Origin of the sequence: Anaerovibrio sp., from assembly GCF_045637405.1 — a bacterium.
GTDB lineage: Bacteria > Bacillota > Negativicutes > Selenomonadales > Selenomonadaceae > Anaerovibrio.
Window position 1 is genome coordinate 16,692 of sequence record NZ_JAZTZI010000124.1, and the last position, 25,288, is coordinate 41,979.

Below are 25,288 nucleotides of genomic sequence, written 5' to 3' on the forward strand. Positions count from 1 at the left end.
GTAGCATGTTTTTACATCAGTAAACCAAGAACTAATCCTGCAATTCCACTGCCAAACAGCAGGGTGATAACACTTACCTTCTTTTTTACAGCTATCATAGCAATTAATAAAATAATTATACCCTTAAAATCGAAGTCGGCAAAATTTGTAGGAACGCTTTCTGTGTTCCATACGGAAAGCCATATAAAGCTAAGGGCAGCGGTGCAGATGAGGGCAACCACAGCGGGACGAAGTCCGTTTAAGATTCCCTTTATGGAACTGAGCTCACCATATTTTTTCATCAGATAGGTTATCAAAAGGCATAAAATAAGGGATGGCGTTACAAAGCCAAGGGTTGCCACAATGGCTCCCGGTGTCCCCGCAATTTTTGTTCCTACAAAGGTAGCTGCATTAATGCCAATAGGCCCTGGTGTCATTTGTGAAATGGTGAAAATATCAATAAATTCTGTCATGGTAATCCAGTGATAATTATCCACAACGGCAGCCTGAATCCAAGGGAGGGAGGCATAGCCACCACCAACGCAGAACAGGCCAATTTTACAAAATTCCCAGTACAAAAGAAGTAATATATTCATCTGCCAGCCTCCTCTCAATTGTATTTAGGATCTCTCAACAGTATAAGCCCAATGATTGCATCCACCAGGACACAGTACATAGGATTTACATTGAAACAGAGAGAGGCTATAAATGTACCGGCAGCAATCAATATTGGAAGTAACAGCTTCTTCTTGAACAGCTTATATACCAGATTAAGTCCCACATCAATAATAACAGCGGTGGCACCGCATTGCATGCCCTTTAAAAGCATCTGTACATAGTAGTTGTGGGCAAAGAGATCGTAAAAAAAAGCGATAATTGTAATGGTAATAAGTGGAGGAAGTACAGTAGCCAATATGGTTACCAATGTCCCCATAAAACCTGCCATTTTATAACCAAGCATTATGGAAGCGTTAACAGCCATTACGCCCGGAAGGGACTGAGCGATGGCAGTAATGTCCAAGGTGTCCTTATCGTTAATCCAGCCATATTCATCCACATATTTTTTCTTAAGAAGTGGTATAATTACCATGCCACCGCCTACAGTGAAGGCACTGATCAGAAAGGTGGATTTAAACAGGACCCAGAAAAAGTGTCGGGTACCAGGGACAATATGAAGTTTATTTACTGCTTCATCCAGCTGTTGGTTTTCATTACTCATAGATAACTCCTTACAAATTAATTCATCATACAATTCTAATATATAATATTTAAAAATGCAAAAATAAGGATTTATGATGAAAAAATGCAAAATAAAAGAAGCCCCTTGGAGATGAGGGGCTTCCCACGGAGAAGGAATGATAATGGGATCTACATCAAGGTATTTTTTGTGTAACAAGCAATTGGAGAGGTTTGTCTGTTACATTAACCTTGATTAACCTTCATAGGGGAAAAATCACTCCCCTACGATGTAGAATAATATTACTATTTATAAATTAAATGAATATGAAACAAAGATTAAAATAAGATTAAAAACTGCAAAGTTTACATTTTAGTGTTACAATATTAATGGAAAAGTATTCTCTGAAAGGACTAATGATTATGAATATCCTAAAATTTTGTCTTGTGGCGGTTCTGGTCTTCTGGCTTATTTCCGAATTTGCTCCGGAAAATGTATCTGCTATTACAAGTATGATGGGAATTGCGGTAGCAGTGGTGGCCATGATTATGTACAACAAAAAGCATAATAACTCTAACGAGGAGTCAGAAGGATATGATGACATCAACGATGATAGAGGGAAAAAGGATTTGTTAGATAAAAAATAATTTTTATAGTATTGTGGTCTTAAACGTGGTATATTTAACGAGATATTTGCACTATCTGTATATCGATAAATGAAAGGTTGTGTTAGTGAGACAATGGAAGAAAAAGGAATGAAAAGGGGATTGAAGAATCGCCATTTACAGCTTATTTCCTTAGGTGGTGTAATTGGCAGCGGATATTTCCTTGGTACCGGCTATATTCTGGAAAAAGCAGGACCGGCTGCAATAGTTTCCTATTTGTTAGGAGGCGCCATTGTACTATGTGTCATGCTTTGTTTGGCAGAATTGGCGGTAGCTGAACCTATAGCGGGCTCTTTTGTAACTTATGCCAGAAAGTATATTAATCCAACATGGGCATGTGGTGTAGGCTGGACATATTGGGTCACATGGGTTTCCTATGTTCCGTCAGAAATGATTGCCGCCGGCATAATAATGAATAATTTCGTGCCAGAGGTCAGTCAGCTTTGGTGGGCTGTTCTATTTTGTCTGCTAGTTACTTTGGTGAACCTGTTTCAGGTGGATAAATTTGGCGAAAGCGAGTTTTGGCTGGCTATTATAAAAATTATTGCCCTGATGGCTTTCGTTGTTGTGGGCGTTCTAATAATACTTGGCCTAATCGGTGATCAGGGCTATCTGGGAACTACATTGCTGCTCGGCAGCGGTGGTTTTACCCCAAATGGTTACTGGGCAATTATAGTAACCATGACTATAATTTTGGTAAATTTTCAGGGTACTGAAATCATCGGTTTGGCAGCTGGTGAATGTGAAAAGCCTGAGGAGAGTATCCCTTTGGCAGTGCGTAATGTAACATGGCGTATTATTGCTCTTTATATTATCCCTATTTCAGTATTGATTTCCATTTTGCCATGGGATAAGGCGAGCCTTGAGGAAAGCGTATTTGCAGTGGCATTGGCTGAATATGGTTTGGATAAGTTTGCAGCGTTTTTCAGCTTCGTTGTGCTGACAGCGGCCTTGTCCTGTACAAATTCTGGTCTTTATGGCACCAGCCGTGCCCTTTACTCCTTGTCAAAGATTGGCATGGCTCCCAAAAAGCTGTCAACTCTTAATAGAAACGGTATGCCTCAGAATTCTGTGGTGGTTACCATTGCCACCTGCTGGCTGATTATATTGCTTTATAGCTTTGATACCAGTGACATGGCATATACATATCTACTTTCCTTGTCCGGTTTCACCGGAGCTATTGCCTGGATTTCAATTTGCTGGAGCCAGTACAATTTCCGTAAGCATTGTGAGGCAAGAAATTCTGTGGAAAGGCTTCGCTACAGGACTCCGTTCTTCCCATTTGTCACTCATTTCGGCATTTGGGCTCAGGTTATCTGTATCATCATAGTGGCATCGGAGCCGGAGCTTCGGGAGACAATATATCTCGGTGCTATCAGCCTGATAATCCCTATGGTAATTTATAAGATTGAACATAGTCGTTGGAAGCGAAAAAAGAAGAAACGCATTGAGCAAATGAAGAATACCTAAATATCTCTGAGCCCTTTTCAGTAAGCACCTGAGAAGGGCTTTTTCTTATGTTTTTTACATTGAAAAAAATAAGTCGCCATGATAAACTTAGAGATGTAATTTATTTTGTCCGGAGGATGAATATGATGGCAATTAGGATGAGAGCATTGGCTGGCATAATATGTGCAGCTTCAATGTTTATGTATGGTACAGCCTGGGCAGCTGAACCAGAGGGAATAGATATTAATGTAGCTGATGTTACCAGAGAACAGGCAGCTGCTGTGGCAAGTGCACAGGTGGAGCTTCATGAGGAAGAATTGATACCAAAGGTTAATGATGGCACGAAAATTATGATAAATTTGGCCAATCGTGGGCTCTATTTATATGAAAAGGGCGTTAAGACCAAGCTGTATCCTATAGCTTGTGGCAAATATACCAATCGTTCTCCGGTAGGTTATTATAAGGTTAGTGAGAAAGAGGTTAATCCTACTTGGATTGATCCTGCTGATCGCACAAATGTGGTTACTTCCGGTCCATCTAATCCACTGGGGTATCGTTGGATTGGATTTAATGGTTATTATGGTATTCATGGTACAAATAACCCATCCAGCATTGGCACCTATGCCTCCAAGGGCTGTATCCGTATGCTGGAGGATGACGTGGAGGACCTGTATGAACGGGTTGAGGTAGGCACTCCTGTGGAGGTTTACTACAATCGCTGTGTTATGGAAAAATCAAATGACGGCACAGTGGTGTATTACATCTATCCAGACGCTTATGACTGTCAGCCACTTTCTGTGGAGCAGATCAATGAATGGCTTCACGGTTATGGTGTGGAATGTTTTGAAAGTGATGATGCCATAAAAGAGAAGATTGCTGCGGAGGATGGCCAGCCTACATTTGTGGCAAGGCCTTTCAACTTGACCGTAAATGGTAAGACCTTGGAATGGAAGGCTATTCAGAAGGATGGCATCTATTATTTGCCGCTATATCAGATGGCTGAGGCCCTGAATATGGCAGTTTACACTGATAAGGATGCCGGCATGGTGAGAACATCCTATGGTACAGCCACTGTTAATGATTTTAAGAATGTTCTTTATATCAATGCTGATGAAGCAGAAGCTGTTTTTAACATAAATGGTGGTAAATACTCCAGTAATTCCATGGTGTATAAAACCAATCCGCCTAAAAAGACTGAGGAAGTTAAAAATAGTGAATCTGGAACCAAGGTTAATGAAACTGCCGTATTTAACAGAAATGTAGAATCGGGAAAAAAATAATTTTTTAGTAAGTTTGTTTTATCAAAGCAGAGGTATATTATATCTCTGCTTTCTTGTGCCTATATGTTTAAGCATATAGATGGGGGTATCACTTTGAAAAAGAAATTTTTTATTTTAGATGGAAGTTCTCTTTTGTACAGGGCGTTTTATGCTTTGCCACTTTTGGAATCCAAGTCCGGGGAATATACCAATGCTATTTATGGCTTTTCCAATATGCTGGTAAAACTCATGACTGAGTGGAAGCCTGATTATTTGGTTATTGCCTTTGATGCGGGAAAAAAGACGTTCCGTAATGAAATGTTTACTGAATATAAGGGCACCAGAAAACCTACCCCTCCTGAACTTTTGAGCCAGATTCCATTATTGCATGAAATGGCTGAAGCATGGGGGATTTCTCTGGTGGAGCTGCCTGGTTATGAGGCTGATGATATTATTGGCACCTTGGCCAACAAGGCTGTGGATAATGGCTGTGAGGCCTATGTTGTTACTGGGGATAGAGATGCGCTCCAGCTTGTTAAGCCTGACTTAAGTGTACTTTTCACCAAGAAGGGCATCTCTGAGCTTAAGGTTTATGATGTTCCCACCTTCCGGGAGGAATATGATGGCCTGGATCCTATTCAGCTCATTGATATGAAGGGGCTTATGGGCGATACCTCTGATAACATTCCAGGTGTTCCGGGAGTGGGCCCAAAGACAGCTTCAAAGCTGTTGGCCGCTTATGGCAGCGTGGAGGAGGTTCTCCTTCATGTGGAGGAAATTGCCGGGAAAAAGCTAAAAGAAAATATCCGTGAGAATCAGCAGATGGCCATTTTATCAAAGAAACTGGCTACTATCTGCTTGGAGGTTCCTGTGGAATTTGACGATGCCGCCTTTAAAATCACTACTGACGGTAATGAGCTTACCCGTTTTTATACACGTTACAATATTAAGTCTATGCTAAAGGCAATCCAGCCATTTATTTCTGAAGGCGGGGTAGTGGAAGCGGTTTCTGAAGAAAAGCTCCTGGAGTGCCAGGTGATAAATGATGCTTCTGGAGCCAAGAAGCTGGTGGATGAATGCCGTCAGGCCGGTAAAATAAATGCGGCTGCTGTTTTCAGTGGCAAGGTTCCTTCCGTAGCTTTGACCGGGCTAGGTGTTGCTGTAAATGGTAAGCGTTATTTTGTAGATGTTTCATCCATGGGTGATTTTGAACATGATTCTCTGTTTTTTGATGAGCTTGTTGCAGAAAATGAGCTATGGAAGATTTTAAAGGTATTGTTCTCTGATGAGTCAGTGGTTAAATATATTCATGGTTTAAAAAATTATTATCATGCCAATGTTGAAGTTACGGGCAAGGTTTACGATTTGGAGCTCATTGGCTATCTCCTGAATCCTGTAAGCTCCAAATATGATGTAAGTGAGTTGGCAGCGGCCTTTGCGCCTTCTCTTACTGCTCCTGAGAAGGGGACTGATATATATAATAGTGTGTCATGGCAGGCATTTGCCATGGAGCGTTTTAGTGAAGATATGCTTCATCGGCTTGAGGAAAAGGAGCTGGACAAGCTCTACAATGATATGGAGCTTCCGTTGGTATATGTATTGGCTGATATGGAGAAAAACGGTATTTATGTGAACCGGAAAAATCTTCATGAGCAGTCTGTTGCTGTAGGCAAGATAATAGCTGACCTTGATAAGGAAATCCGTGAGTTGGCTGGTATGGACTTTAATGTGAATTCTCCAAAACAGCTGGGGGAGGTTCTCTTTGAAAAATTAGGTCTTCCAGTGATTAAAAAAACAAAGACTGGTTATTCTACCAATGCAGAGGTGCTTAATCAGCTTCGTGGTGAACATCCTATTATCGAGAAAATTTTAAGCTACCGCCTTTGGACTAAGCTGAAATCTACATATCTTGACGGTATAAGCCAGCTCATCGACAGTGGAACTAACCGGATTCACACCTCCTTTAATCAGACTGTTACAGCCACAGGCAGACTCAGCAGTTCAGATCCTAATTTGCAGAATATTCCTGTTCGTACTGAGGAGGGAAAGAAAATCCGTCAGCTCTTTGAGCCAGGTGCCGGGTATGATTATCTTCTTAGTGCAGATTATTCCCAGATTGAGCTTAGGGTTTTGGCCCATATGTCCCAGGATGAAAATTTTATTAAGGCATTTAATAATAATGAGGATATTCATGCACGTACGGCAGCTGAGGTCTTTGGAATTCCTATGGATGAAGTAACTCCAACACTCCGCCGTCATGCCAAGGCAGTTAATTTTGGTATTGTTTATGGTATCAGTGATTATGGTTTATCACAGGATTTGGGAATTACCCGCAAGGAAGCAGCAGGCTATATTGATAGCTATTTTGAAAAATGTAAGGGCGTTAAGAAATTTATAGATAAGGTAGTTGAGGAGGCCCACGCCAAGGGTTATGTTCAGACCGCCTATGGACGTCGCCGTGAGCTTGCATCTATTAATAGCTCTAATTATATGCAGCGTATGTTGGCGGAAAGAATGGCCATGAATACACCTATTCAGGGGACAGCAGCTGATATTATCAAATTGGCAATGATTAAAGCACATAGGATGATTAATGATGCCAAGCTGAAAAGCAGGATACTTCTTCAGGTTCATGATGAGCTCGTTTTGGAAGTGGTTGAGTCCGAGATTGAAGCTGTGAAATCCATTTTAAAGGATGCTATGGAAAATATAGTGTCATTAAGTGTTCCACTTTCCATTGATATTAGCATGGGTAAAAATTGGGCTGAGGCCAAGTGATAAGGGGGATTTAATATGCCTGAGATGCCGGAGCTGGAAACAATAAAACGGTCATTGGAGCCACATATAAAAGGCAGAAGAATTGATGATGTGGAGCTTTTACTGTCCCGTCAGATCAAGCACCCTTCCCCTGAGGAATTTGTATCCCGCATTAAGGGACAAAGGGTAATGGAGCTTCAGCGCAGGGGAAAATATCTTATTCTAGTCCTTGAAAACAATATTTCCCTTGTGATTCATCTTAGAATGAGTGGTCAGGCTTGCTATTGTGGTCCAAATGATTCTGATAGAAAGCATTCCCGCATAATTTTCCATTTGGATGATGGTGCCCGTTTCGTATTTGCTGATACCCGCACCCTTGGGACCATTTATGCTATGCGTGAGGATGAGCTGCCTATGATTAATGGACTGGCAGAGCTGGGGCCAGAGCCTCTTAGTAAAGACTTTACACCAGAATACCTTAAAGATATTCTTGCAGGTAAAAAGGGAAAAATAAAATCCTTTTTGTTAAAGCAAAACTATATTGCCGGTCTTGGAAATATATATGTGGATGAGTGTTTGTTTTTGGCTGGGATAAATCCATTAAGGAATCCGGATTCTGTAACTGGTGCTGAAGCAAAAAAGCTTCATGCTTGTATTAATAAGGTTATAGAGGACGGAATAAACGACGGCGGTACTACCTTCCGTGACTATCGTGACGGTGTCGGGGGCAAGGGCAGCCATCAGAACAATCTCTATGCCTATGGACGTGGTGGTCAGCCATGCCGAAAATGTGGTACTATAATGGAGAAAATAAAGGTTGGCGGCAGGGGGACAGTTTATTGTCCTAAGTGCCAACCTATGAAATAAGTTTTGGGATAGGTTTTATTTTTAAGGAACGCTTAAAATTATGAAGATTATCGGTTTAACAGGTGGCATAGCCAGTGGCAAGAGTACCGTTACAAAGTATCTTCGTCAACAGGGTTATACTGTGGTGGATTGTGATAAAATTGCCTGGGAGCTGGCGGAGCCTGATCGTTCAATATGGAGGATTTATTTTGCCCGTTATGGCAGTAAGGTTATTAATCCGGACAGATCCTTGAACCGTCAGGCTGTGGCGGATATAGTTTTTAAGGATAAAAAGGAACTGGAGACTATTAACAGTCTTGTTCATCCGCTAATAAAGGATGAGATGATGTCTCAGGTGAAGGCTGCTGGTGATGAGGGGGAAAAGGTAATTTTTCTCGATGTGCCATTATTATTTGAGGCATCATACGATAAAATAGTAGACGAGAAATGGCTGGTTTATGTCAGCCGTGAAACACAGCTTAGAAGGCTCATGTCCCGAAATAAGTTTAATCATGATGAAGCGGTTCGACGTATTGATTCGCAAATGAGCCTTGAAGAAAAGAAAAAATTAAGTGACGTTATTATAAATAATAATGCTGACAGAAAAAGACTTCGCCATCAGCTGGATGAAAAACTGGAACATTTGAGGATAGAGGGTGAGTAATGGACAGGGAAGACGAACGCTTGAAACGTCGCCGTGAATATCTACTCAGAAAAAAAGAATTTCAGAGAAGAACCTGGAGCTGTGCTGTAGGGATTATTATTCTTCTTATGGCATTTGTTACGTTTTTTGTAATGCAGCAGAAAAGTGTCCAGAGGACCTTTATGTTTCCTTATGAGTATCAGCAGATTGTTCGGGTTTGCAGTGAGGAAAACAACGTTGATGAGTTTTTGATTGCAGCCGTAATAAAGTCAGAAAGCAACTTTAAAAACAATGCTGTTTCTACTCCGGGGGCAGTTGGACTGATGCAGCTTATGCCTAGCACAGCTGAGTGGATAGCATCTGAAATGCATGATAGCTTCTATTCCATAGAGCGGCTGGAAACTCCGGAAATTAACATATATTACGGTTCCTGGTACCTTTCCAGATTATTGAGAGATTTTCATGGAAACAAAATATTGGCACTGGCAGCCTATAACGCAGGCCATGGCAATGTGGAGGAGTGGATGGAGCAGTACGGCTGGGATTATGATTTTAATGATATTTCCGCCATTCCTTTTAGGGAAACCGAAATGTATGTCAGGGGCGTTTTAAGAAATGAAAAGAAGTACATAGAACTTTACGGAGAGAGGGAGTAAACCTTTTGGCTAATAATAAGCTTAATCTTGAAGGTCAGATACAGCAAATGAAGTCGAAAAATATCGGCTTTAATATTGTAAAAGAGCCAGAGGCACTGGAATATCTGGCTAAACATACTTATTATTTTCGCCTGAAGCATTACGCTGAGAATTTTGAGAAAATAAAAAAGTCTGGTGTGGGCACCAGATATATTGATTTGGAATTTGCACATTTGAAGGAGCTTTCCCTGTTGGATCTTTATTATCGGCGGGTTATGTTTAATATTGTGCAGGATGTGGAGCATTATGCCAAGATTCAGCTTCTTAATGCGCTGGCAAGAAATAAAAAAGAAAATGGCTATAATATTGTCAATGAATATATGGAAAAGCGTAAATACCTTGATAAGGAGCTGTCCCGCCACCAAAGTAAATATGCTAAGGGCCTTATTGAAAAATATAAAGGAAATTTTGCTGTTTGGAATATTATAGAGGTTCAGACCTTTTCCCAGTTTATTGATCTTTATGATATGTATTTTGATAAGTACCAGCAAAAGCATGTTGAGACAAAATATCTTAATGTGGTTAAGAACCTTAGAAATTCTATTGCCCATAATAACTGTTTGATGTTCAATCTCCATCCTTCTGCCACGGCCAGTGACACTGAGGATGCCATACGAATAGCAGTGGGGATGGGGCTGGATGAGGATGAATCCAGGGAAATGAATCATGTTACCTTCATTAAGGAGCTTAATATTACTCTTTATGTCTTCTGGAATATTGTTACCAGTGAGGAAGAAAAGGAGTTTCAGCTGGAGCTTTTACACGATTTGGTAAATAAACGTTTTAACCGGCACATGTATTATTTCGAAAATAATAATATTGTTTTGCCGGTGTTGAAATATGCGCAAAAGCTTGTAAGGTTTTATTTTGATAAAATTTTTGATAACAATCATAAGTAAATATTAAGCAACCAAAAACAGCTGCCGGGGGTATATGGCAGCTGTTTTTGGTTGGATTATCATCGGATAATCAAGTTTGGATAATATGTGTATGTAATGTTAGGGAACGACAATAATTAATCGCGGACTATAACGGATATTCCGTTTGGAATACAGGTTACAGTTGCGTTTTCGCCCTTTATGCGGCGAGCCTCAGCATAAGCCTCTTCCAAAGTAGGGAAGTAGTGGGCCTTAAGGTCCTCAATAAGCTGTTTCTGTTCTGGAGCGGCTACAAAGAGTACGGTGTGCTTTCTTAAAATACGGCACCATACCTGGGCACACCACTGATCAGGCAGTGTTTCCTCCTGAGGAGTGTTTACGCACTTCTGGAAGAACTCGTCAGCAGTAGCAGCATCGTGTATAGAGTCATAATAAGACTGACCGCCGTGACCGTCTTTACAGGTGGCCAGCATTATTATGACACCGCCTTCATTAATGGAGGCTTCAGCGGCAGTCATACCCTTTGGACACTGGTATGCGTTCTGGTCCAGTGGATAACCACCGTTGGTTGTAATAACAATATCAGCAGGAGCTGGTTTTACGGCACAATACTTTGCCAAGAATTCTGTGCCCTCCAGATGTGCTGTTTCGAAGTTGCCGGCATAAGCAGCAACAGTCTTCTGTTCTTCGTCAATTATTACATTGCAGATAAAGGCAAGCTTGGCCATCTTGGCTGCAGCCACCATATCAATATGTAATGGATTGCCCTTCAAAATACCGGTGCGGGCATAAGGTGAGGCAATAAACTCACCACAATGGTTGCCCATAACGGTAACAGCATCACAAATACCAGGCAGGACACTCTTGCGGCCACCGGAGAAGCCAGCGAAGAAATGGGCCTCGATAAATCCCTCTGCAATAAGCAAGGATGTTTCAGCTGCAACTTTATCGATAATGCAGTCAGGGCCAGATGGAAGTACACCAACCTTGGTATTGCATTCTGGATTATGGGCATCATGTACGATGATGTCATCTTTGAATTCATCATACAAGTCATCACCAAGTTTACTACGCAATTCCTCGGTGCTGGTTGGTCTGTGGAAACCAGTAGCAACCAATAATGTTATTTTTATATCAGGGTTGCCTTTACGCAGCTCTGCAATCATTTCCGGTAAAATGTCCTTGCTTGGAACAGGACGGGTGTGGTCGGAAATGATGATGCAGCAATCAGGCTTACCCTTGGCAAGCTCAGAGAGAAGCGGACTGTCAATAGGATTCATCATTGCTTCATGGACAATTTCACGTCCGGATCGGGAGCTTTTAAGCTCATCAACACGGGAGGTAAGAACCGCGCTTTCTGCTGGAACCTCCAAATCTACAGTACCAGTGTCATAGAGAAAACTAACTTTTTTTGTATTTTTCATAATGGTTCCATCCTTTCCTTCAGATACATCTATTGTAATTTGTTCGACAAATTTTGTCAAAGTCATTTTTTTCATCTGATTAATTTTTCCATATTTTATGATTTAATTGACATAACCCAAGATATGGTTCTATCATTAGATACGTTGGTATATGTAGGGGAATATATACTATAATTTTTTTTGAGGGGTGTCATTCAAGTGAATGAAAAAAGACTATTTTTTATGGACAATCTGAAAATGTTTACTATTAATCTGATGATTGTCTTTCATTTAGGCCTGTGTTATATGGCATACTCGCCTGAGTGGTGGTATGTTGTAGATACGGAGCATTGCTCCCTGTTTCTTACCGGATTTGTAACATGGGTTGATGTATTTATTATGCCAATGATGTTCTTTATTAGTGGATATTTTGGTATTAGGACTTTAAAAAAACATGGGGGTAGCAAGTGGTGGAATGGTCGTTTTAAGCGGATTATTGTTCCGTGGATAGTTGGTGTTGCCCTTTTTGCGGCACCAGTATCATACCTGACCTTTTTCAGCCGTAATGCGCCGGTGGATTTTGCTACATTTTGCCGTGACTGGTTTTTCTTTGACCCGGTAAATGGTGGTTCCGGTGTGTTTTTCTCTCATATCCAGTATTGGTATTTGGGTGTATTGACAGTATTTTATTTGGTTATGTACATTATCAGCAGGCTGGACAAGAACTACCTTACCCAGTATGATCCAAGACCAAATGACAGATCAATGGCAGTTCCATTGTTTATCTTTGTTTTCTGCAACGTGGTGGCAATGGATATTATCACCGGCTTTGATGATTTGTGGATTCACCTCAGCTACTTTTTGGTAATTCAGCCATGTCGTGTTTTACCTTATGTATGGGCATTCTTTTTGGGAGCATACGCATGGAAGCATCAGTGGTTCTCTGAGACAGGTTATACACCATCAGTTAAAAAGTGGGTTCCTATATTTGCTGTAATGACACTGATTTATCCGTGCTGGGTATTGTTTGGCAGATTTATTGCTACTGACCCGCTTCATTTTATCTTTATCAGAGGCTTGTGCCAGGCAGCTATGTTTACGTCTTCCTTCTTTGGCCTGCTGGCAATTTTCTTTAAATTCTTTAATGGAACCAACAAGTTCTTCGGGGAAATGGCAGCCAATTCCTACACCATGTACTATGCTCATATGCAGATAGTATTCCCGGTGGCATATTTCCTGCTTCCTTTGGATATTCCTTGGTTTCCTAAGTGGATAATAAGCAGTATTATCGGGTTGTTTATCACCTATTGTGTAAGTAAACTGTTATTATTCCTGCCATGTTTTGCCAGCAGCAAAAAAGCCAAGCTGTCTTATTCCGAAAAATAATAAGCCTGGCTCTAATAGTGCGTAAAACATTAATTTGTTAAAAAATATCTATACTAATAAGGTTACTGTGATATACTTATTGTAGTAACCTTATTTTATTCTGAAAATAAAAAAGGCACCTGATAAAAAATCAGCTGCGGTTTCTGTTTAGTGAAGAATATCTCTAAAATTAGAGAATAGACTTCACAAGGGCACGAACTTCATTCATAGCCAGCTCTGGTGCAAAGATGCAAGGAATAGCTGCTGCTACGGTGAATAACCCTATCATTGAAAATAACATATCGATGTTAGTCAATGTTCCCACTCCTTTCGTGGCGATATTCAGTTTTCATAAACTTTTATTAGTTTATAATAACTATTGATTGATGTCAAGAATTATTTTTAATTTTTACATAATGGCGGTGATAGTATGGAACTTAGTTTTGTAACCCCTAATGATTTGGAGATTTTGGGACGTCTGGCTTTATCATGTATTTTAGGCGGAATTATAGGTTATGAACGAGAATCAAAGAGCAAGTCAGCAGGACTTAGAACCAATATGCTGGTATGCCTGGGATCGTGTCTGATTATGATTCTTTCTACAGAGCTTTATTCCACTGTCGAAGGCAAGACTAATGCTGATCCTGCCCGCTTGGCGGCCCAGGTTGTCAGCGGTATAGGTTTTTTGGGTGCTGGTGCAATTATGAAGGAAGGTCTCAACGTTACAGGTCTTACTACAGCCGCCTGTCTTTGGGTAGTAGCGGGTGTTGGTCTTTCTGTAGGTGCCGGCTATTATATGAGCGCCTTTATTACGGCAGTTTTGGTATTTGTGGTATTGGAAGTATTTGCTAAGCTGGATTCATTTCATCCCATTGATAAAAAACTATCTGCAAAGGTAATAATTAAGAACGATTCTCTCGCCGTTCAACAGATTTATGATATTCTTAAGCATTATGACGTAAAAATCAGCGTAGTAAAAATGAAAAATACCGAACATGCCGCAGATGATACACACATTTTCGTGGAGATGGAGCTTATTAACACAAAGCATATTCGGGAAGTAGAAATAATGCACGCCCTGTATGCCCTTGATGGGGTGGAAACAGTGGAGCTTACATAAATCATAATTGAGTTAATAAATACGCATGAGAAAAGGAGACCTCAAAAGGCCTCCTTTTTACATCATAGAAATAGCATATTGAACATCATCCTTGGAAAAGCCTTCCACCAGAAGACGCTGATTTATTTTATCCTTGGTCCATCCCATATCCTTATACTGTTGCGCCTTACCTAAGGCCTGAGCCTTCCAGTCGGCATTGATATTTGTCATGGCATAAAAGACTTCTTCTTTGGTAAAGCCTTCATTTGGGGACAATAGCTGAATATATATACCATTCTTTGAGTAATAGCCCTTTGTTAAATAATCCTGAGCCTTGTTTAATGCATTAGTTTTCCAGTCAGTAGCTACATGGTCGGACACCAGTGTGGCCACATTACGGGGATAGCCATTGCTCAGAAGATGTCTGAACAAGCCCTTTTTGGAAAGATGGTTGGCAGTGGCATAACCTTCTGCCTGTTGAACAGCGCCAGCATATTCTGATGGGATATCACTTTTTACGGGTTGAGCCGTTGTTGGCGGGTAAGTGGTATTGGCAGGATTGGTTGGAGCAGGGGAGCTGCCATTAGGCTTGACTACTGTGAGCTTCTTTAACTCAGATTCCACTTGCTCCGGGTCCGCATTGGCCACCACGTCTGCTGTAATGTGAATATCTCCGGCTGAAGTCATGCTGCGGCTGATTTTTTTATCTAATACCTTCACATAATTACGGCTTACAGTGACGATTTCATCGTAGGTAACCACGGAGTTTTCCACTCTGGTATTGCTATATACCAAAACACCTACCTGCTCGGAAATATTCCTTAAAGCTTCAGCCACTGCATAATCCTCAGCCTGCTGTAATGTTTCATTATCGCTGACTGTATATTCACCGGTGCCCCTGAAGGTTTCCATCCTTGCCTCAGCTTGCTGAAACGTAAACACCAACAGGCTAAGCGCCATGAATGTATATAATAAAAGATGTTTAAAGAACTTCATATCCATCCGCTCCTAATTTATTTTCTATAGATATTTTATTCACTTTGACGATAGAAATGCAAATTAGAATTTAATTAGCGGCCAAAATGTACTTATAGTACAAAATAGACGAAAGTGTATTGAAACAAGTTGTAGATAATTAAAATTTAGTAAAAAATAGGCATTGACTGTTATTGAGCCAATGCCTATTTAAGTGATTTTATTTAGTTGATGTTACGAATTACATAAGCTGGCGGAACATGTCGATTACTTGCTGTTCGGTTGCTTCGCAAGGGTTGCCAGGATAGCAGGCGTCAGCCAAGGCATCCTTGGCCAGAACCTTCAGGTCGGCTTCGGTAATCTTTTCGTTCTTGGCTGGGATGCCAACATCCTCAGACAACTTGCGGACTGCAGCAATAGCAGCATCGCGGTATTCAGTCTGGGACATGGAGTCAACATTGGCTACACCCATGGCACGGGCAATTTCACGATAGCGCTCGCCGGTGTGTTCCTTATTAAATTCCATGGCAATTGGCAGGAGCATTGCACAGGCTACACCGTGAGGGGTGTCGTAATGTGCACTTAGAGTATGGGCCATTGCGTGGTCTATTCCCAGACCTACATTGGAAAAGCCCATTCCGGCGATGTACTGAGCCATGGCCATGCCATTGCGACCTTCCGGTTTATTGGCTACCGCATCACGGAGATTCTGGGAAATGAGTTTAATTGCTTCCAGATGGAACATATCAGTAAGCTCCCAGGCAGCCTTGGTAATATAGCCCTCAATGGCGTGGGTGAGGGCATCCATACCAGTTGCAGCAGTCAGTCCCTTTGGCATAGAGGACATCATATCAGGGTCAACAATAGAGACTGAAGGAATGTCGTTAGGGTCAACGCAGACAAATTTACGCTGTTTTTCCACATCGGTAATTACGTAGTTTATAGTAACCTCGGCAGCAGTTCCGGCAGTAGTAGGTACTGCGATAGTTGGTACTGCATGATTCTTGGTTGGAGACAAGCCTTCCAAGGAACGTACATCCTCGAATTCCGGATTGGTGATAATTATACCAACAGCCTTGGCTGTATCCATGGAAGAACCACCGCCAACAGCAATAATGGCGTCTGCCTTACATTCCTTAAAAGCTGCCACGCCATCCTGTACGTTCTGGATGGTTGGATTTGGCTTAATCTTGTCATAAACGGTGAATGGAATATTGTTTTTGCTCAGTAAATCTGTAATCTTGGCTGTTACTCCAAATTTTACCAGGTCCGGGTCAGTGCATACGAAGATATGCTTGTAGGCACCTCGTTCTATTTCGCCGATGATTTCATTAATAGCTCCTGAACCGTGATAAGAGATAGTGTTTAATACAATTCTGTTTGACATTTGGTAATCCCCCAATCTTTAATATGTAATACTCTGTATAAATTTTAAACCTTTTATCTAAACATGACAACAAATAAAGTATAAATTTTACAAATAGTTTGACAATTATGTAAATAAATATATACTAGCTATAAAATAAAGCACTGGTTCAAGACTTTGAGCCAGTGCTTCTTAAAGCTGTATCAGCTAGCAGTTATTTCATTACGATTAATTCATAATCCCTGGTACCCATGCCGATTTTTTCTCCATGCTCCAGAGTTTCCTTCCAGTGAGAATTAGGATTGTTGTTAAGCCAGTGATCACCATGGTCGTGGTGATGTGGATCAGCCATTATGTCACCTAACTGGGAATTGCGGATAGGCTCAGTATTCTGGCAAATATCTACGCAGGCCTGATCGAGGGCTACAGGGTCAAAGGAGCAGGCAATACCAAGATTTGGCAGAATAGGGGCATCGTTTTCACCATGACAGTCGCAGTTTGGAGATACATCCATAATCATGTTGATATGGAAGCAAGGTCTATCCTGAACAACGGCCTGAGCGTACTCGGCCATCTTCTTGTCAAGCAGATCTCCGGCATCCCACTGGTCATTGTGGATGGCATCAAACGGACAAGCACCTATACAACGGCCACAGCCCTTACAAATATCCTTATCGATAATGGCCTTTTTGTTTTCGTAGGTAATTGCATTGGATCCGCAATGCTTGGCACAAACCTGGCAACCACGGCATTTGTCCATATTAACCTCAACTTTGCCGGAGGAATGTTGTTCCATCTTACCCGCACGGCTTCCACAGCCCATGCCGATATTCTTGACTGCACCGCCAAAGCCTGTCATTTCATGACCTTTAAAATGAGCAAGAGAAATAAATACATCAGCATCCATAACAGCACGACCAATCTTAGCTGTCTTACAGTATTCACCATTTTTTACAGGCACCTCAATATCATCTGTACCCTTAAGTCCGTCACCAATGATAATCTGACAACCGGTGGTAATAGTATTGAAACCGTTTATGTTAGCACAGTCCATGTGCTCCAACGCATGCTTTCTGCTGCCTGGATAAAGGGTGTTGCAGTCAGTAAGGAATGGAATGCCACCCTGTTCCTTTACCAAATCAGCAACTGCCTTGGCATAGTTAGGACGAATGAAAGCCAAATTGCCAAGCTCGCCAAAATGCATTTTGATAGCCACAAACTGATTTTCCATATTAATATTCTGAATGCCGGCTTTGATAAAGAGCTTTTTCATCTTGGTCAAAATGCTGGTGCCAACCGGAACGCGAAAATCAGTAAAGTAAACTTTAGATTTATCCATATAATAACCTCCCTAAAATCAATAATACACAACACATTTCAATTAAAGAATAACATAAGTAAAGCAGTGAATCAAACTAATGTTTTTTAGGTTAACTCACTGCTTTTGTATCTCAATAATTATAACATTTTAAGTTTATTTTTTTAGAATTGACTCAACCTTGTTTTTTAGATATTCAGCGATTTTTTGGGAACCACCCTGAGTCGGATGAACACCGTCGCCTGCATAATCTGAATCAGAAAGCAGTGGGGCAGCCTTGTTAAGCGGAATATAGTAAAGTGCCTTGTCACCATTATTTTTTAGCTTTGCTACAGCTATTTCAGTCCATCTTGCTGCATCAGGGCCAATAACTGTTGGTACAGGATCCAGACAGATAATGGCGGCTGATGGATTGTTTTTTCGAACGACATTTATAAGGTGAGTATAACCCTTAATAAATTCGTCTTCAGTTGGCTTTGGTTCAAATAAAAAATCATTAGCACCAATGGAAATGAACACTGCATCAACTTCGTTATTGGAAAAATCCCAGTTTAAATGGGGTTCATTCCAGTTAAAGGAATAGTAGGTCCAAGGGTAGCGATCAGCAGTATGAACCTGATTATATGGCCATTCCTCTGAGTAGTTATGTACGAGGCCTTCACCGGATTTTGCCACAACACTGTAGTCTGCATCCAGCATTCGGGCCAGCTGTGGGCCGTATGACATATCATTGTTCTCTACATCGTGGTAACTCAACACATCATGGGGACCATCATTAAAGGCTCCTGCCGTAATGGAATCACCTACAAATTCCAGCCTTAGTCGTTTAGGCTCATTCGGTGACAAAAATTCAGCCCCCTCATCCAGTACAAAGCCTTTGAAAATGCTTAGTCCTGCTTGACCTTCTGTGGAGCGGACCAATTTAATTTCGTGCTCACCCTTTGGAAGGTTATCTGCAAGGGTAGTCAATTCGCTCCTGAACCTTATTCGGTTATATGGCTTACCATCTATTTCATAACGCCACCAGCAATTTCTGTCATCCATTTTTGCAGCAATACTTGTACCGGTAAAACGGGCTTTAATGTAGGTAGCTCCATAGCCACAGGTAGCCTGGTCATTTTCAATGTTCCAGCGACCATTAAAAATTATTTTTTTTTTAGGAATGTTCTCATTTATGGTAATACCCCCAATAAAGGTAATATGCCAAGGGAAAGTAACCTTGATGTCAGTGGCATTTGGATATTCGCTGAGATGCCGGGTGGCAAATTCACGTAATTCCGTTGTTACCAAATTTTCAGCGTATTGTTCGTATTCAGCAAGATTAAAGTAATACCTATAATTAGGAAGACTACCCATCAGCTTTTCTCTTGCATAGGCCTGATAGCCCCAATCATCAAGATAACGCTTAACAAGCATCCTGTTGCAGTCCTCTTGACTGTTTCTCAGATTTACCAGTCCCTGTCCTAAAGCAAAGCCGGTGCTGTTGGTTGGTGTATTCCAGCCAGAATAAGAGCGGAACCTGAACAACAGCTTATTCTCGGAAAGTTGGTTCATAAGAGCCTTGTCACTGCCGTTGGCAAAGCATACATCCGCCAGTGCCACACTATGGTTTTTGGCAAGATTATCTTTTACAAGCTCAAGAAAATATTGGGTGCCAATTCGTAGCTTGCCATCATTATACATTGGGTCAGGTTCATTCGGATCGGGATAACCATCAGTGGTGCGTCCCTTAGGGTCGGTGTTTACCAGCAGAAACAAATCAGCATTTGGTTTGTTGGTTTCCTTCGCTCCTGCCATTGTCAGCTCATCCCGAATGGATTTAAAGAGCTTCTCATCAGAGAATTTTGGTATGGTATCCTTGCCAACACCTGTATTGTATTGGACATTAACTGTATATTGCTTATGATCAATAGTATTGGCAGCTCTGGCCAATAGCAGCATGGCAAATTCATCAATACCAGTAGCCACCATGAATTTGTCCCTTGAAAGCCCCTGTTTTTTGGCATAAGTGCTTAATTCCCGGGCCTCCTGATGGGTGGCACAGAAGGGGGCATTATCATCCTTGCCAATGACCAGAAAATTCAATACGCCATTTTGGGTTAAATTCATAAGGCTTTTTGTAATATTAATATTTTTTGTCCGACGACCAAAGTAATCCTTGTATACACCACTTGGAATGGAATTCATAAGTTCTTCTCGTTCATCCTTTTCCAATTCAGTAAGTTTTCTGGTTTCCTTTTGGTCATTAAGAGCAGAGACCTTAAAAATTTTATCGCCATATTTCTGATAATATTCCGGCTCCTCAGCCCCGGCTGCAGCACCGTTTTTTGGAGTGCGCATAAGCGAGCCGAAAGCAAATATCTTTAATTTTTTGGTTCATTTTTTTAACTGCTTAAACTTGTTTGTTTGATAAAGCAGTTCCTCCTCACTATTGTTGTGGTTACGGGAGGATACCAGTCCACCGTAAATGAGAGAGTCCGTGGAAACTACAGCCACATCAGCCTTGGAAATGTTTTTATTAACCCAGCTCCAAAGCTCGTTTGTATCAGCAGTATTTCTAAGTCCTCCCAGCATATCCTTTGGGGGCATGATAACATTGTAGCCAGCCAGCTCCAAAGCTTCGGTGGATTGCTCACAGGAGGTAGGGCGATTGTCATGAGGCACAAAAAGAATAGTGCCCTTAACTGTGTTTTGAACTTTTGCATTGGCCTGGGGCATATCAGCTGGTGAAGACAAGCCAAAGATAATGGATAGCATGGAAAGTAAAAGGGATAACTTCTTTTTCATATTGTCACTCCGATATATAGCAATCTTTAAATGTATTTTACTCTAAAAACAATTATACATACCTATTAATTTGATTTGCAAGGTTCTCGGTTCTTTATGGTATAATTAGAGTAACGTAGTTTTATTTTTACAAAAGGAGCGATACAGATATGAAAGCATTAGTTTTGTTTGCCAATGGTTTTGAAGAAGTAGAGGCCATAACTCAGGTCGATTTTCTCCGTCGTGGTGGCATTGAGGTTACTGCTGCATCAATTCATAATGATAAGAGAGTTGTTGGAGCACATAAAATACCTGTTGAAGCAGATGCACTTCTCGCTGATATAAACGCCGATGAGTATAGCATTGTCGTATTGCCTGGTGGCATGGATGGTATGCTGAATCTTGGGGCCAGCAAGGAAGTAGTGGCTATTCTTAAGAAATTTAATGAGGCAGGCAAATGGGTGGCTGCAATTTGTGCATCACCATCTATTCTTGGTGATAACGGGTTGGTGGAAGGAAAGCGTTGCACCTGTTATCCTGGCTTTGAGGACCACATGAAGGGTGGCAAGACCTGTACCAATGAGGTGGTTGTGGACGGAAATATTATTACCAGCCGTGGTCCTGGTACTTCTATTGCCTTTGCTCTTAAGATGATTGAGCTGCTTAAGGATAAGGAAACCGCTATTGAGGTTGGCAAGGATTGCTTGTACCTCGAATAAACGCTTAAATATAGTATATTTTTCTATCGGAGATAGAAAAATTTGAACAACTGCGTTATAACTCGGTAAAAATTACCTCGTTGAAACGCCTATATAGTATATTTTTCTATCGGAGATAGAAAAATTTGAACAACTGCGTTATAATTAAATGGTTTGTGAATTTAATTATTAAACTATAAGGAGTATTTTTCTGATGAGCTTAACAGCAAATGACATAAACTATGTGAAGGACCATATCCGTCTGGTGGATAATTTCCCAAAAGAGGGCATCAAGTTTGTAGATATTACTACTACTCTTAAAGATGCCAAGGCTTTTGGCTTGACCCTGGATTATATGAAGGAGCTTCTCAAGGATGAGAAAATTGATATGATTGTGGGTCTGGAATCCCGTGGCTTCATTTATGGTGCAGCTCTTTCTGCGGCTACTAATATCGGTTTTGTGCCAATTCGCAAGCCAGGAAAGCTGCCTGCTGAGGTGGTTAGTGTTGACTATGATCTGGAGTATGGCAGTGATACCATTGAGATGCATAAGGATGCCATTAAACCTGGTCAGAAGGTACTCATTGTTGATGATTTGCTGGCTACCGGTGGTACTGCTACTGCTGCGGCAAAGCTCATAAAAAAGGTTGGCGGCGAGGTAAGTGCAGCTGTATTTTTTGTGGAGCTGACTACCCTTGGCGGTCGTCAGAAGCTGGAAAATACCGGTATAAAGGTTATGTCCATGCTTCAATACGATTTGGATTAAGGAGGCATCAGCTTTATGTCGGTTATGAATTACAAGAAGCTGATGGCCTTTGTGGCCGCCCTGACTGTTATGGTACTGAGTATTCTTGTGACTGGATGTGGCTCCAAGAATATTGAGCTTCATGATGTCAGTGTCAATGGCCATGCAAGCACCCTTACAATCAGTCTGCCCTTTGACTTTAGAAATCCTATGGCACCAAAAACATTTCCTAATGGTACTACTATTTGTACCAGTGCAGACCATAATAGTGATTTTGAGATAACTGTTATGAGTGTTCATTATGATCGGGCCAAATACAAGGAGTTTACCGCTTCAGAATTTAAGCCTGACCTTAATAAATTTTCTGAGGATCTTTTAAAGACCTATAAGAGCAAGCGGCAGTCAACTGGCGGTCAGCTTGAGAACGCCACTGTGGCCGGGGAGCCGGCAAAGGTAGCTGTTTTGGATGGCACCAGTAATGATATTAAGATTAAAACAAGATTCATTTCCTTCTTCAAGGGTGATGAGCATTGGTGCATTACCATATCATACAAGGCCGACGATGATGATTATGAGAAGGCTGCGGACAAGATAGTGGAAAGCATACATTTTTAAACTATATGAACACTTAATAAAATGAAACGGGACTAGGAACGTGGTCCCGTTTTTTCATCTATATTCATTGAATTAATAGCGGACTAAAAAACAGGATGGACTGATAACGTGAGACTGGCTGATGTATATATTAATATTCCTATAAAAAGCATATCCCAGGCATACAGCTACATTGTGCCAGATAATCTTTGCTTTCTTACAGAGGGCTGGAGGGTTATTGTACCCTTTGGTGGCAGAGCCATTGAGGGATTTATCGTGTCCGTAAAAAATGTGGATGAAAGCAGCATCAAAGGCGATTTTAAACTTAAAGAAATAAAGGGCACCTTGGATGAGGAGGCCTGGTTTACCCACGAGGTAATAGAGGCTGCCCGCTGGATGGCTGATTTTTATCTTTGCTCAGTGGGTGAAATGATGCGTCTTTTTATTCCCGGCAAAAGTGGTGCCCATATACAATTAGCATATAAAGCAGTTCCCAATATGGAAAATAATGTACTTTTGCAGGTTCAGGCATATCGTGCAGTTTATGATGCAGTAAAAATATCCGGAGTAGTCAAGAAAAAGGAAATAAAGGACCAGCTGCTGGCTGATGGTAACGAAGACATAGCTGAGTCGCTGGATAATATTTTGGAAAAGCTGCTGCAATACAGGGCCATCAAACGAGTTTATAACGCTGACAGTAAGGCCAAAGCTGCATTTGAAAACGTTTATGTAACATCAAAGTTGATAACAGAGGAGCTGCTTTCGGATTTTTCACGAAAGCCAGCTCAGAAAAAGGCTTTGCAGATAATTATAAATCAGCAGAATACACTGGATCAGCAATGCCCTGAGAAAACTACATTTACTGGTGAAGCTTTTAAAGTCCATGGCGTATCTGCTGCCACATTAAGGGCTTTGGTGGAAGCGGGGATTCTTTGCAGGGAAAGGCGTCGTGTCTTCCGTGACAGCTATGATGCTCCTAGTTTAAAACATAAAAATATTGAACTTACTATTGAACAAAATAAAGCTGTTCATGCCTTGGGAGAGGCCATTAACGACAAGACATATAAAGAATTTCTGCTATATGGGGTTACCGGCAGCGGTAAAACCCAGGTGTATATTGAGGCGGCCAAACAAGTACGGAATTTGGGCCGTAGAGTGGTGGTTTTAGTTCCGGAGATTGCTCTGACAGGTCAGGTAGTACAAGCCTTTAAAAGCTATTTTGAAGAAGATATTATCGTTATTCATAGTCGTCTGTCCATCAGCGAGCGGAATGATGCTATTTTGAGAGTGCGCCGTGGTGAGGCGGGGATTATTATTGGTGCCCGTTCTGCCCTATTTACCCCAGCTGATGACATCGGACTGATTATTATGGATGAGGAGCAGGATAACTCCTATAAACAGGATGAATCTCCACGTTATCATGCCAGAGTAGTGGCAGAAAAGCTGGCTGAGATTTATGGGGCACCGCTGCTTTTGGGAAGTGCCACCCCTTCATTGGAAACATATCACAAGGCTAGAATTGGTAAGTGTACCATGCTCAGTCTTCCTAATCGTATTGGCAATAAGCCACTTCCACAGGTGGCGTGTGTGGATATGCGACAGGAGCTGAAAAAGGGAAGAAGAAATATTATCAGCCACCCTTTGCGTCTTCTTATTGAAGACACCATTGCCAAGGGAGAGCAGATGATTATTATGTTGAACCGTCGTGGTTTTGCCACCTTTGTGATGTGTCGTTCCTGCGGCGAGGTTATTAAATGTCCTCAATGCACCATGCCACTTGTTTATCATAAGGATAAGCGGCTAATGTGCCATCATTGTGATATTACCGTTCCTGTGCCGGATGTGTGCCCAAAATGCGAGAGCCGTTATATCAAATATTTTGGCTCTGGTACAGAAAAGCTGGAGCAGGAGCTGAGGACATTGGTTCCTAAAGCCAGAGTTATTCGTATGGATAGAGATACTACTACCGGCAAGTTTGGGCATACTAATATCATTGAGCGGTTCCGCAATAAGGAATTCGATATATTATTGGGGACCCAGATGGTGGCCAAGGGTCACGATATTCCAAATGTGACGGCTGTGGGGATAATCAGTGCGGATTCGGCCCTTAATATGCCTGATTTTCGTGCCGCAGAAAGAGTGTTTATGCTGATTACCCAGACTGCTGGCCGGGCAGGTCGTGGAGTTATTCCCGGCAAGGTTATAGTCCAAAGCTATTCACCGGAGCATAATGCAGTACAAAGTGGTATAAAGCAGGATTATCAAGGCTTTTACGAAGAAGAAATGAAGCTGAGAGAAAGTCTTTTCTATCCGCCGTTTTGTCGTATCGTTAAGCTGATAGTACACAACGAAAAGCCGGAAAAGGCCCGTCAGCAGGCTCAGAATATAAAGGATAATTTCTTAAATAATTTCGGTTATACCAAGCATCATCAGATTATAGGTCCGGCTCCTGCCATGATTCCAACATTTAAGGGAGTTCACAGATTTTCAATGCTGATAAAAACCGATGATTTAAAGGCGGTAAATCAATTTCTCCGTGACCAGGGAGTACACCGTGATATGAATGTAATGATAGATATTGATCCTATCACCACGTCCTGATTGGAGCAAT

Annotated in this window: 22 protein-coding genes and 1 pseudogene; 14 read left to right on the forward strand and 9 right to left on the reverse strand. The window is 41.4% G+C overall.

All coding sequences use genetic code 11. The features are described 5' to 3' along the window. Positions 1-11 precede the first annotated feature (11 nt). Both ACKI5G_RS08740 and ACKI5G_RS08745 read right to left on the reverse strand, forming a co-directional pair. On the reverse strand, positions 12-575 hold the full coding sequence (locus ACKI5G_RS08740; RefSeq protein WP_407399532.1) for a chromate transporter: 564 nt from the start codon (positions 573-575) through the stop codon (positions 12-14). A 14-nt stretch (positions 576-589) separates the two neighbouring features. Beyond that, positions 590-1,198: a chromate transporter gene (locus tag ACKI5G_RS08745; protein WP_407399534.1), complete on the reverse strand. Its 609-nt coding sequence runs from the start codon at positions 1,196-1,198 to the stop codon at positions 590-592. 380 nt (positions 1,199-1,578) lie between these two features. Between ACKI5G_RS08745 and ACKI5G_RS08750 the strand changes: the two genes are divergently transcribed. From ACKI5G_RS08750 to ACKI5G_RS08785, 8 genes are all read left to right on the forward strand, one after another. Continuing rightward, positions 1,579-1,803 carry a hypothetical protein gene (locus ACKI5G_RS08750; protein ID WP_407399536.1) on the forward strand — a complete coding sequence of 75 codons (225 nt, stop codon included), beginning with the start codon at positions 1,579-1,581 and terminating at the stop codon, positions 1,801-1,803. Positions 1,804-1,911: 108 nt separating this feature from the next. Continuing rightward, a complete protein-coding gene (locus ACKI5G_RS08755) occupies positions 1,912-3,291 on the forward strand; it encodes an amino acid permease (protein WP_407399538.1) in 1,380 nt (459 codons plus the stop codon). Positions 3,292-3,413: 122 nt separating this feature from the next. Further along, a complete protein-coding gene (locus ACKI5G_RS08760) occupies positions 3,414-4,550 on the forward strand; it encodes a L,D-transpeptidase (protein ID WP_407399540.1) in 1,137 nt (378 codons plus the stop codon). A 63-nt stretch (positions 4,551-4,613) separates the two neighbouring features. After that, on the forward strand, positions 4,614-7,307 hold the full coding sequence (gene polA, locus ACKI5G_RS08765; protein ID WP_407399542.1) for a DNA polymerase I: 2,694 nt from the start codon (positions 4,614-4,616) through the stop codon (positions 7,305-7,307). A gap of 15 nt (positions 7,308-7,322) precedes the next feature. Next, entirely contained in the window at positions 7,323-8,153 is an 831-nt protein-coding gene (gene mutM / locus ACKI5G_RS08770; protein ID WP_407399544.1) for a bifunctional DNA-formamidopyrimidine glycosylase/DNA-(apurinic or apyrimidinic site) lyase, read from the forward strand. Positions 8,154-8,193: 40 nt separating this feature from the next. Continuing rightward, entirely contained in the window at positions 8,194-8,796 is a 603-nt protein-coding gene (gene coaE / locus ACKI5G_RS08775) for a dephospho-CoA kinase (RefSeq protein WP_407399546.1), read from the forward strand. After that, positions 8,796-9,431, forward strand: coding sequence for a lytic transglycosylase domain-containing protein (locus tag ACKI5G_RS08780; RefSeq protein ID WP_407399548.1), 636 nt, complete (start codon positions 8,796-8,798; stop codon positions 9,429-9,431). Before coaE ends, ACKI5G_RS08780 begins: the two co-directional genes overlap by 1 nt. A gap of 5 nt (positions 9,432-9,436) precedes the next feature. Beyond that, positions 9,437-10,369, forward strand: coding sequence for an Abi family protein (locus ACKI5G_RS08785; protein ID WP_407399550.1), 933 nt, complete (start codon positions 9,437-9,439; stop codon positions 10,367-10,369). Between the two features lie 116 nt (positions 10,370-10,485). Here the strand turns inward: ACKI5G_RS08785 and larA are convergent, their stop codons facing one another. After that, a complete protein-coding gene (gene larA / locus ACKI5G_RS08790; RefSeq protein WP_407399552.1) occupies positions 10,486-11,772 on the reverse strand; it encodes a nickel-dependent lactate racemase in 1,287 nt (428 codons plus the stop codon). A 198-nt stretch (positions 11,773-11,970) separates the two neighbouring features. Here larA and ACKI5G_RS08795 point away from each other — a divergent pair, with 198 nt between their 5' ends. Then, a complete protein-coding gene (locus ACKI5G_RS08795; protein WP_407399554.1) occupies positions 11,971-13,137 on the forward strand; it encodes an acyltransferase family protein in 1,167 nt (388 codons plus the stop codon). 169 nt (positions 13,138-13,306) lie between these two features. On the opposite strand, the gene ACKI5G_RS08800 is transcribed toward ACKI5G_RS08795, so the two are convergent. Beyond that, complete coding sequence (locus tag ACKI5G_RS08800; RefSeq protein WP_407399556.1) at positions 13,307-13,432, reverse strand: hypothetical protein; 126 nt, start codon at positions 13,430-13,432, stop codon at positions 13,307-13,309. A gap of 114 nt (positions 13,433-13,546) precedes the next feature. On the opposite strand from ACKI5G_RS08800, the gene ACKI5G_RS08805 reads away from it, so the two are divergent. Further along, complete coding sequence (locus tag ACKI5G_RS08805; RefSeq protein ID WP_407399558.1) at positions 13,547-14,236, forward strand: MgtC/SapB family protein; 690 nt, start codon at positions 13,547-13,549, stop codon at positions 14,234-14,236. 57 nt (positions 14,237-14,293) lie between these two features. Here ACKI5G_RS08805 and ACKI5G_RS08810 read toward each other — a convergent pair whose 3' ends face one another. The 5 genes and pseudogenes from ACKI5G_RS08810 to ACKI5G_RS08830 form a co-directional block, all read right to left on the reverse strand. Beyond that, the gene (locus ACKI5G_RS08810; protein ID WP_407399560.1) at positions 14,294-15,211 is read right to left on the reverse strand and encodes an Ltp family lipoprotein; all 918 of its coding nucleotides are present in this window, start codon (positions 15,209-15,211) and stop codon (positions 14,294-14,296) included. A 220-nt stretch (positions 15,212-15,431) separates the two neighbouring features. Then, the gene (gene fucO / locus ACKI5G_RS08815; protein WP_407399562.1) at positions 15,432-16,577 is read right to left on the reverse strand and encodes a lactaldehyde reductase; all 1,146 of its coding nucleotides are present in this window, start codon (positions 16,575-16,577) and stop codon (positions 15,432-15,434) included. Between the two features lie 193 nt (positions 16,578-16,770). Next, positions 16,771-17,895: a DUF362 domain-containing protein gene (locus ACKI5G_RS08820; RefSeq protein WP_407399564.1), complete on the reverse strand. Its 1,125-nt coding sequence runs from the start codon at positions 17,893-17,895 to the stop codon at positions 16,771-16,773. A gap of 135 nt (positions 17,896-18,030) precedes the next feature. Continuing rightward, positions 18,031-18,720 carry an SGNH/GDSL hydrolase family protein gene (locus tag ACKI5G_RS08825; RefSeq protein ID WP_407399608.1) on the reverse strand — a complete coding sequence of 230 codons (690 nt, stop codon included), beginning with the start codon at positions 18,718-18,720 and terminating at the stop codon, positions 18,031-18,033. A gap of 3 nt (positions 18,721-18,723) precedes the next feature. Next, a pseudogene (locus tag ACKI5G_RS08830) lies at positions 18,724-20,661 on the reverse strand (DUF4127 family protein); the annotation flags it as partial. 149 nt (positions 20,662-20,810) lie between these two features. Between ACKI5G_RS08830 and ACKI5G_RS08835 the strand changes: the two are divergent. The 4 genes from ACKI5G_RS08835 (at position 20,811) to priA (ending at position 25,278) form a co-directional block, all read left to right on the forward strand. Next, a complete protein-coding gene (locus ACKI5G_RS08835) occupies positions 20,811-21,359 on the forward strand; it encodes a DJ-1 family glyoxalase III (protein ID WP_407399566.1) in 549 nt (182 codons plus the stop codon). Positions 21,360-21,552: 193 nt separating this feature from the next. Further along, complete coding sequence (gene apt / locus ACKI5G_RS08840) at positions 21,553-22,104, forward strand: adenine phosphoribosyltransferase (protein ID WP_407399568.1); 552 nt, start codon at positions 21,553-21,555, stop codon at positions 22,102-22,104. 15 nt (positions 22,105-22,119) lie between these two features. After that, positions 22,120-22,698, forward strand: a complete 579-nt coding sequence (locus tag ACKI5G_RS08845; protein WP_407399570.1) for a hypothetical protein — start codon at positions 22,120-22,122, stop codon at positions 22,696-22,698. A gap of 108 nt (positions 22,699-22,806) precedes the next feature. After that, positions 22,807-25,278, forward strand: a complete 2,472-nt coding sequence (gene priA, locus ACKI5G_RS08850) for a primosomal protein N' (RefSeq protein WP_407399572.1) — start codon at positions 22,807-22,809, stop codon at positions 25,276-25,278. The last annotated feature ends 10 nt before the right edge of the window (positions 25,279-25,288 follow it).

Excerpts from the sequence above, each read along its gene's own strand:
- ACKI5G_RS08810 (WP_407399560.1), bottom strand. The coding sequence starts at position 15,211 with ATGAAGTTCTTTAAACATCTTTTATTATATACATTCATGGCGCTTAGC.
- ACKI5G_RS08740 (WP_407399532.1), bottom strand. The coding sequence starts at position 575 with ATGAATATATTACTTCTTTTGTACTGGGAATTTTGTAAAATTGGCCTG.
- ACKI5G_RS08750 (WP_407399536.1), top strand. The coding sequence starts at position 1,579 with ATGAATATCCTAAAATTTTGTCTTGTGGCGGTTCTGGTCTTCTGGCTT.
- apt (WP_407399568.1), top strand. The coding sequence starts at position 21,553 with ATGAGCTTAACAGCAAATGACATAAACTATGTGAAGGACCATATCCGT.
- ACKI5G_RS08755 (WP_407399538.1), top strand. The coding sequence starts at position 1,912 with ATGAAAAGGGGATTGAAGAATCGCCATTTACAGCTTATTTCCTTAGGT.
- ACKI5G_RS08745 (WP_407399534.1), bottom strand. The coding sequence starts at position 1,198 with ATGAGTAATGAAAACCAACAGCTGGATGAAGCAGTAAATAAACTTCAT.
- ACKI5G_RS08805 (WP_407399558.1), top strand. The coding sequence starts at position 13,547 with ATGGAACTTAGTTTTGTAACCCCTAATGATTTGGAGATTTTGGGACGT.
- fucO (WP_407399562.1), bottom strand. The coding sequence starts at position 16,577 with ATGTCAAACAGAATTGTATTAAACACTATCTCTTATCACGGTTCAGGA.
- larA (WP_407399552.1), bottom strand. The coding sequence starts at position 11,772 with ATGAAAAATACAAAAAAAGTTAGTTTTCTCTATGACACTGGTACTGTA.
- ACKI5G_RS08835 (WP_407399566.1), top strand. The coding sequence starts at position 20,811 with ATGAAAGCATTAGTTTTGTTTGCCAATGGTTTTGAAGAAGTAGAGGCC.
- polA (WP_407399542.1), top strand. The coding sequence starts at position 4,614 with ATGTTTAAGCATATAGATGGGGGTATCACTTTGAAAAAGAAATTTTTT.
- coaE (WP_407399546.1), top strand. The coding sequence starts at position 8,194 with ATGAAGATTATCGGTTTAACAGGTGGCATAGCCAGTGGCAAGAGTACC.
- ACKI5G_RS08780 (WP_407399548.1), top strand. The coding sequence starts at position 8,796 with ATGGACAGGGAAGACGAACGCTTGAAACGTCGCCGTGAATATCTACTC.
- mutM (WP_407399544.1), top strand. The coding sequence starts at position 7,323 with ATGCCTGAGATGCCGGAGCTGGAAACAATAAAACGGTCATTGGAGCCA.
- ACKI5G_RS08845 (WP_407399570.1), top strand. The coding sequence starts at position 22,120 with ATGTCGGTTATGAATTACAAGAAGCTGATGGCCTTTGTGGCCGCCCTG.
- ACKI5G_RS08820 (WP_407399564.1), bottom strand. The coding sequence starts at position 17,895 with ATGGATAAATCTAAAGTTTACTTTACTGATTTTCGCGTTCCGGTTGGC.
- ACKI5G_RS08760 (WP_407399540.1), top strand. The coding sequence starts at position 3,414 with ATGATGGCAATTAGGATGAGAGCATTGGCTGGCATAATATGTGCAGCT.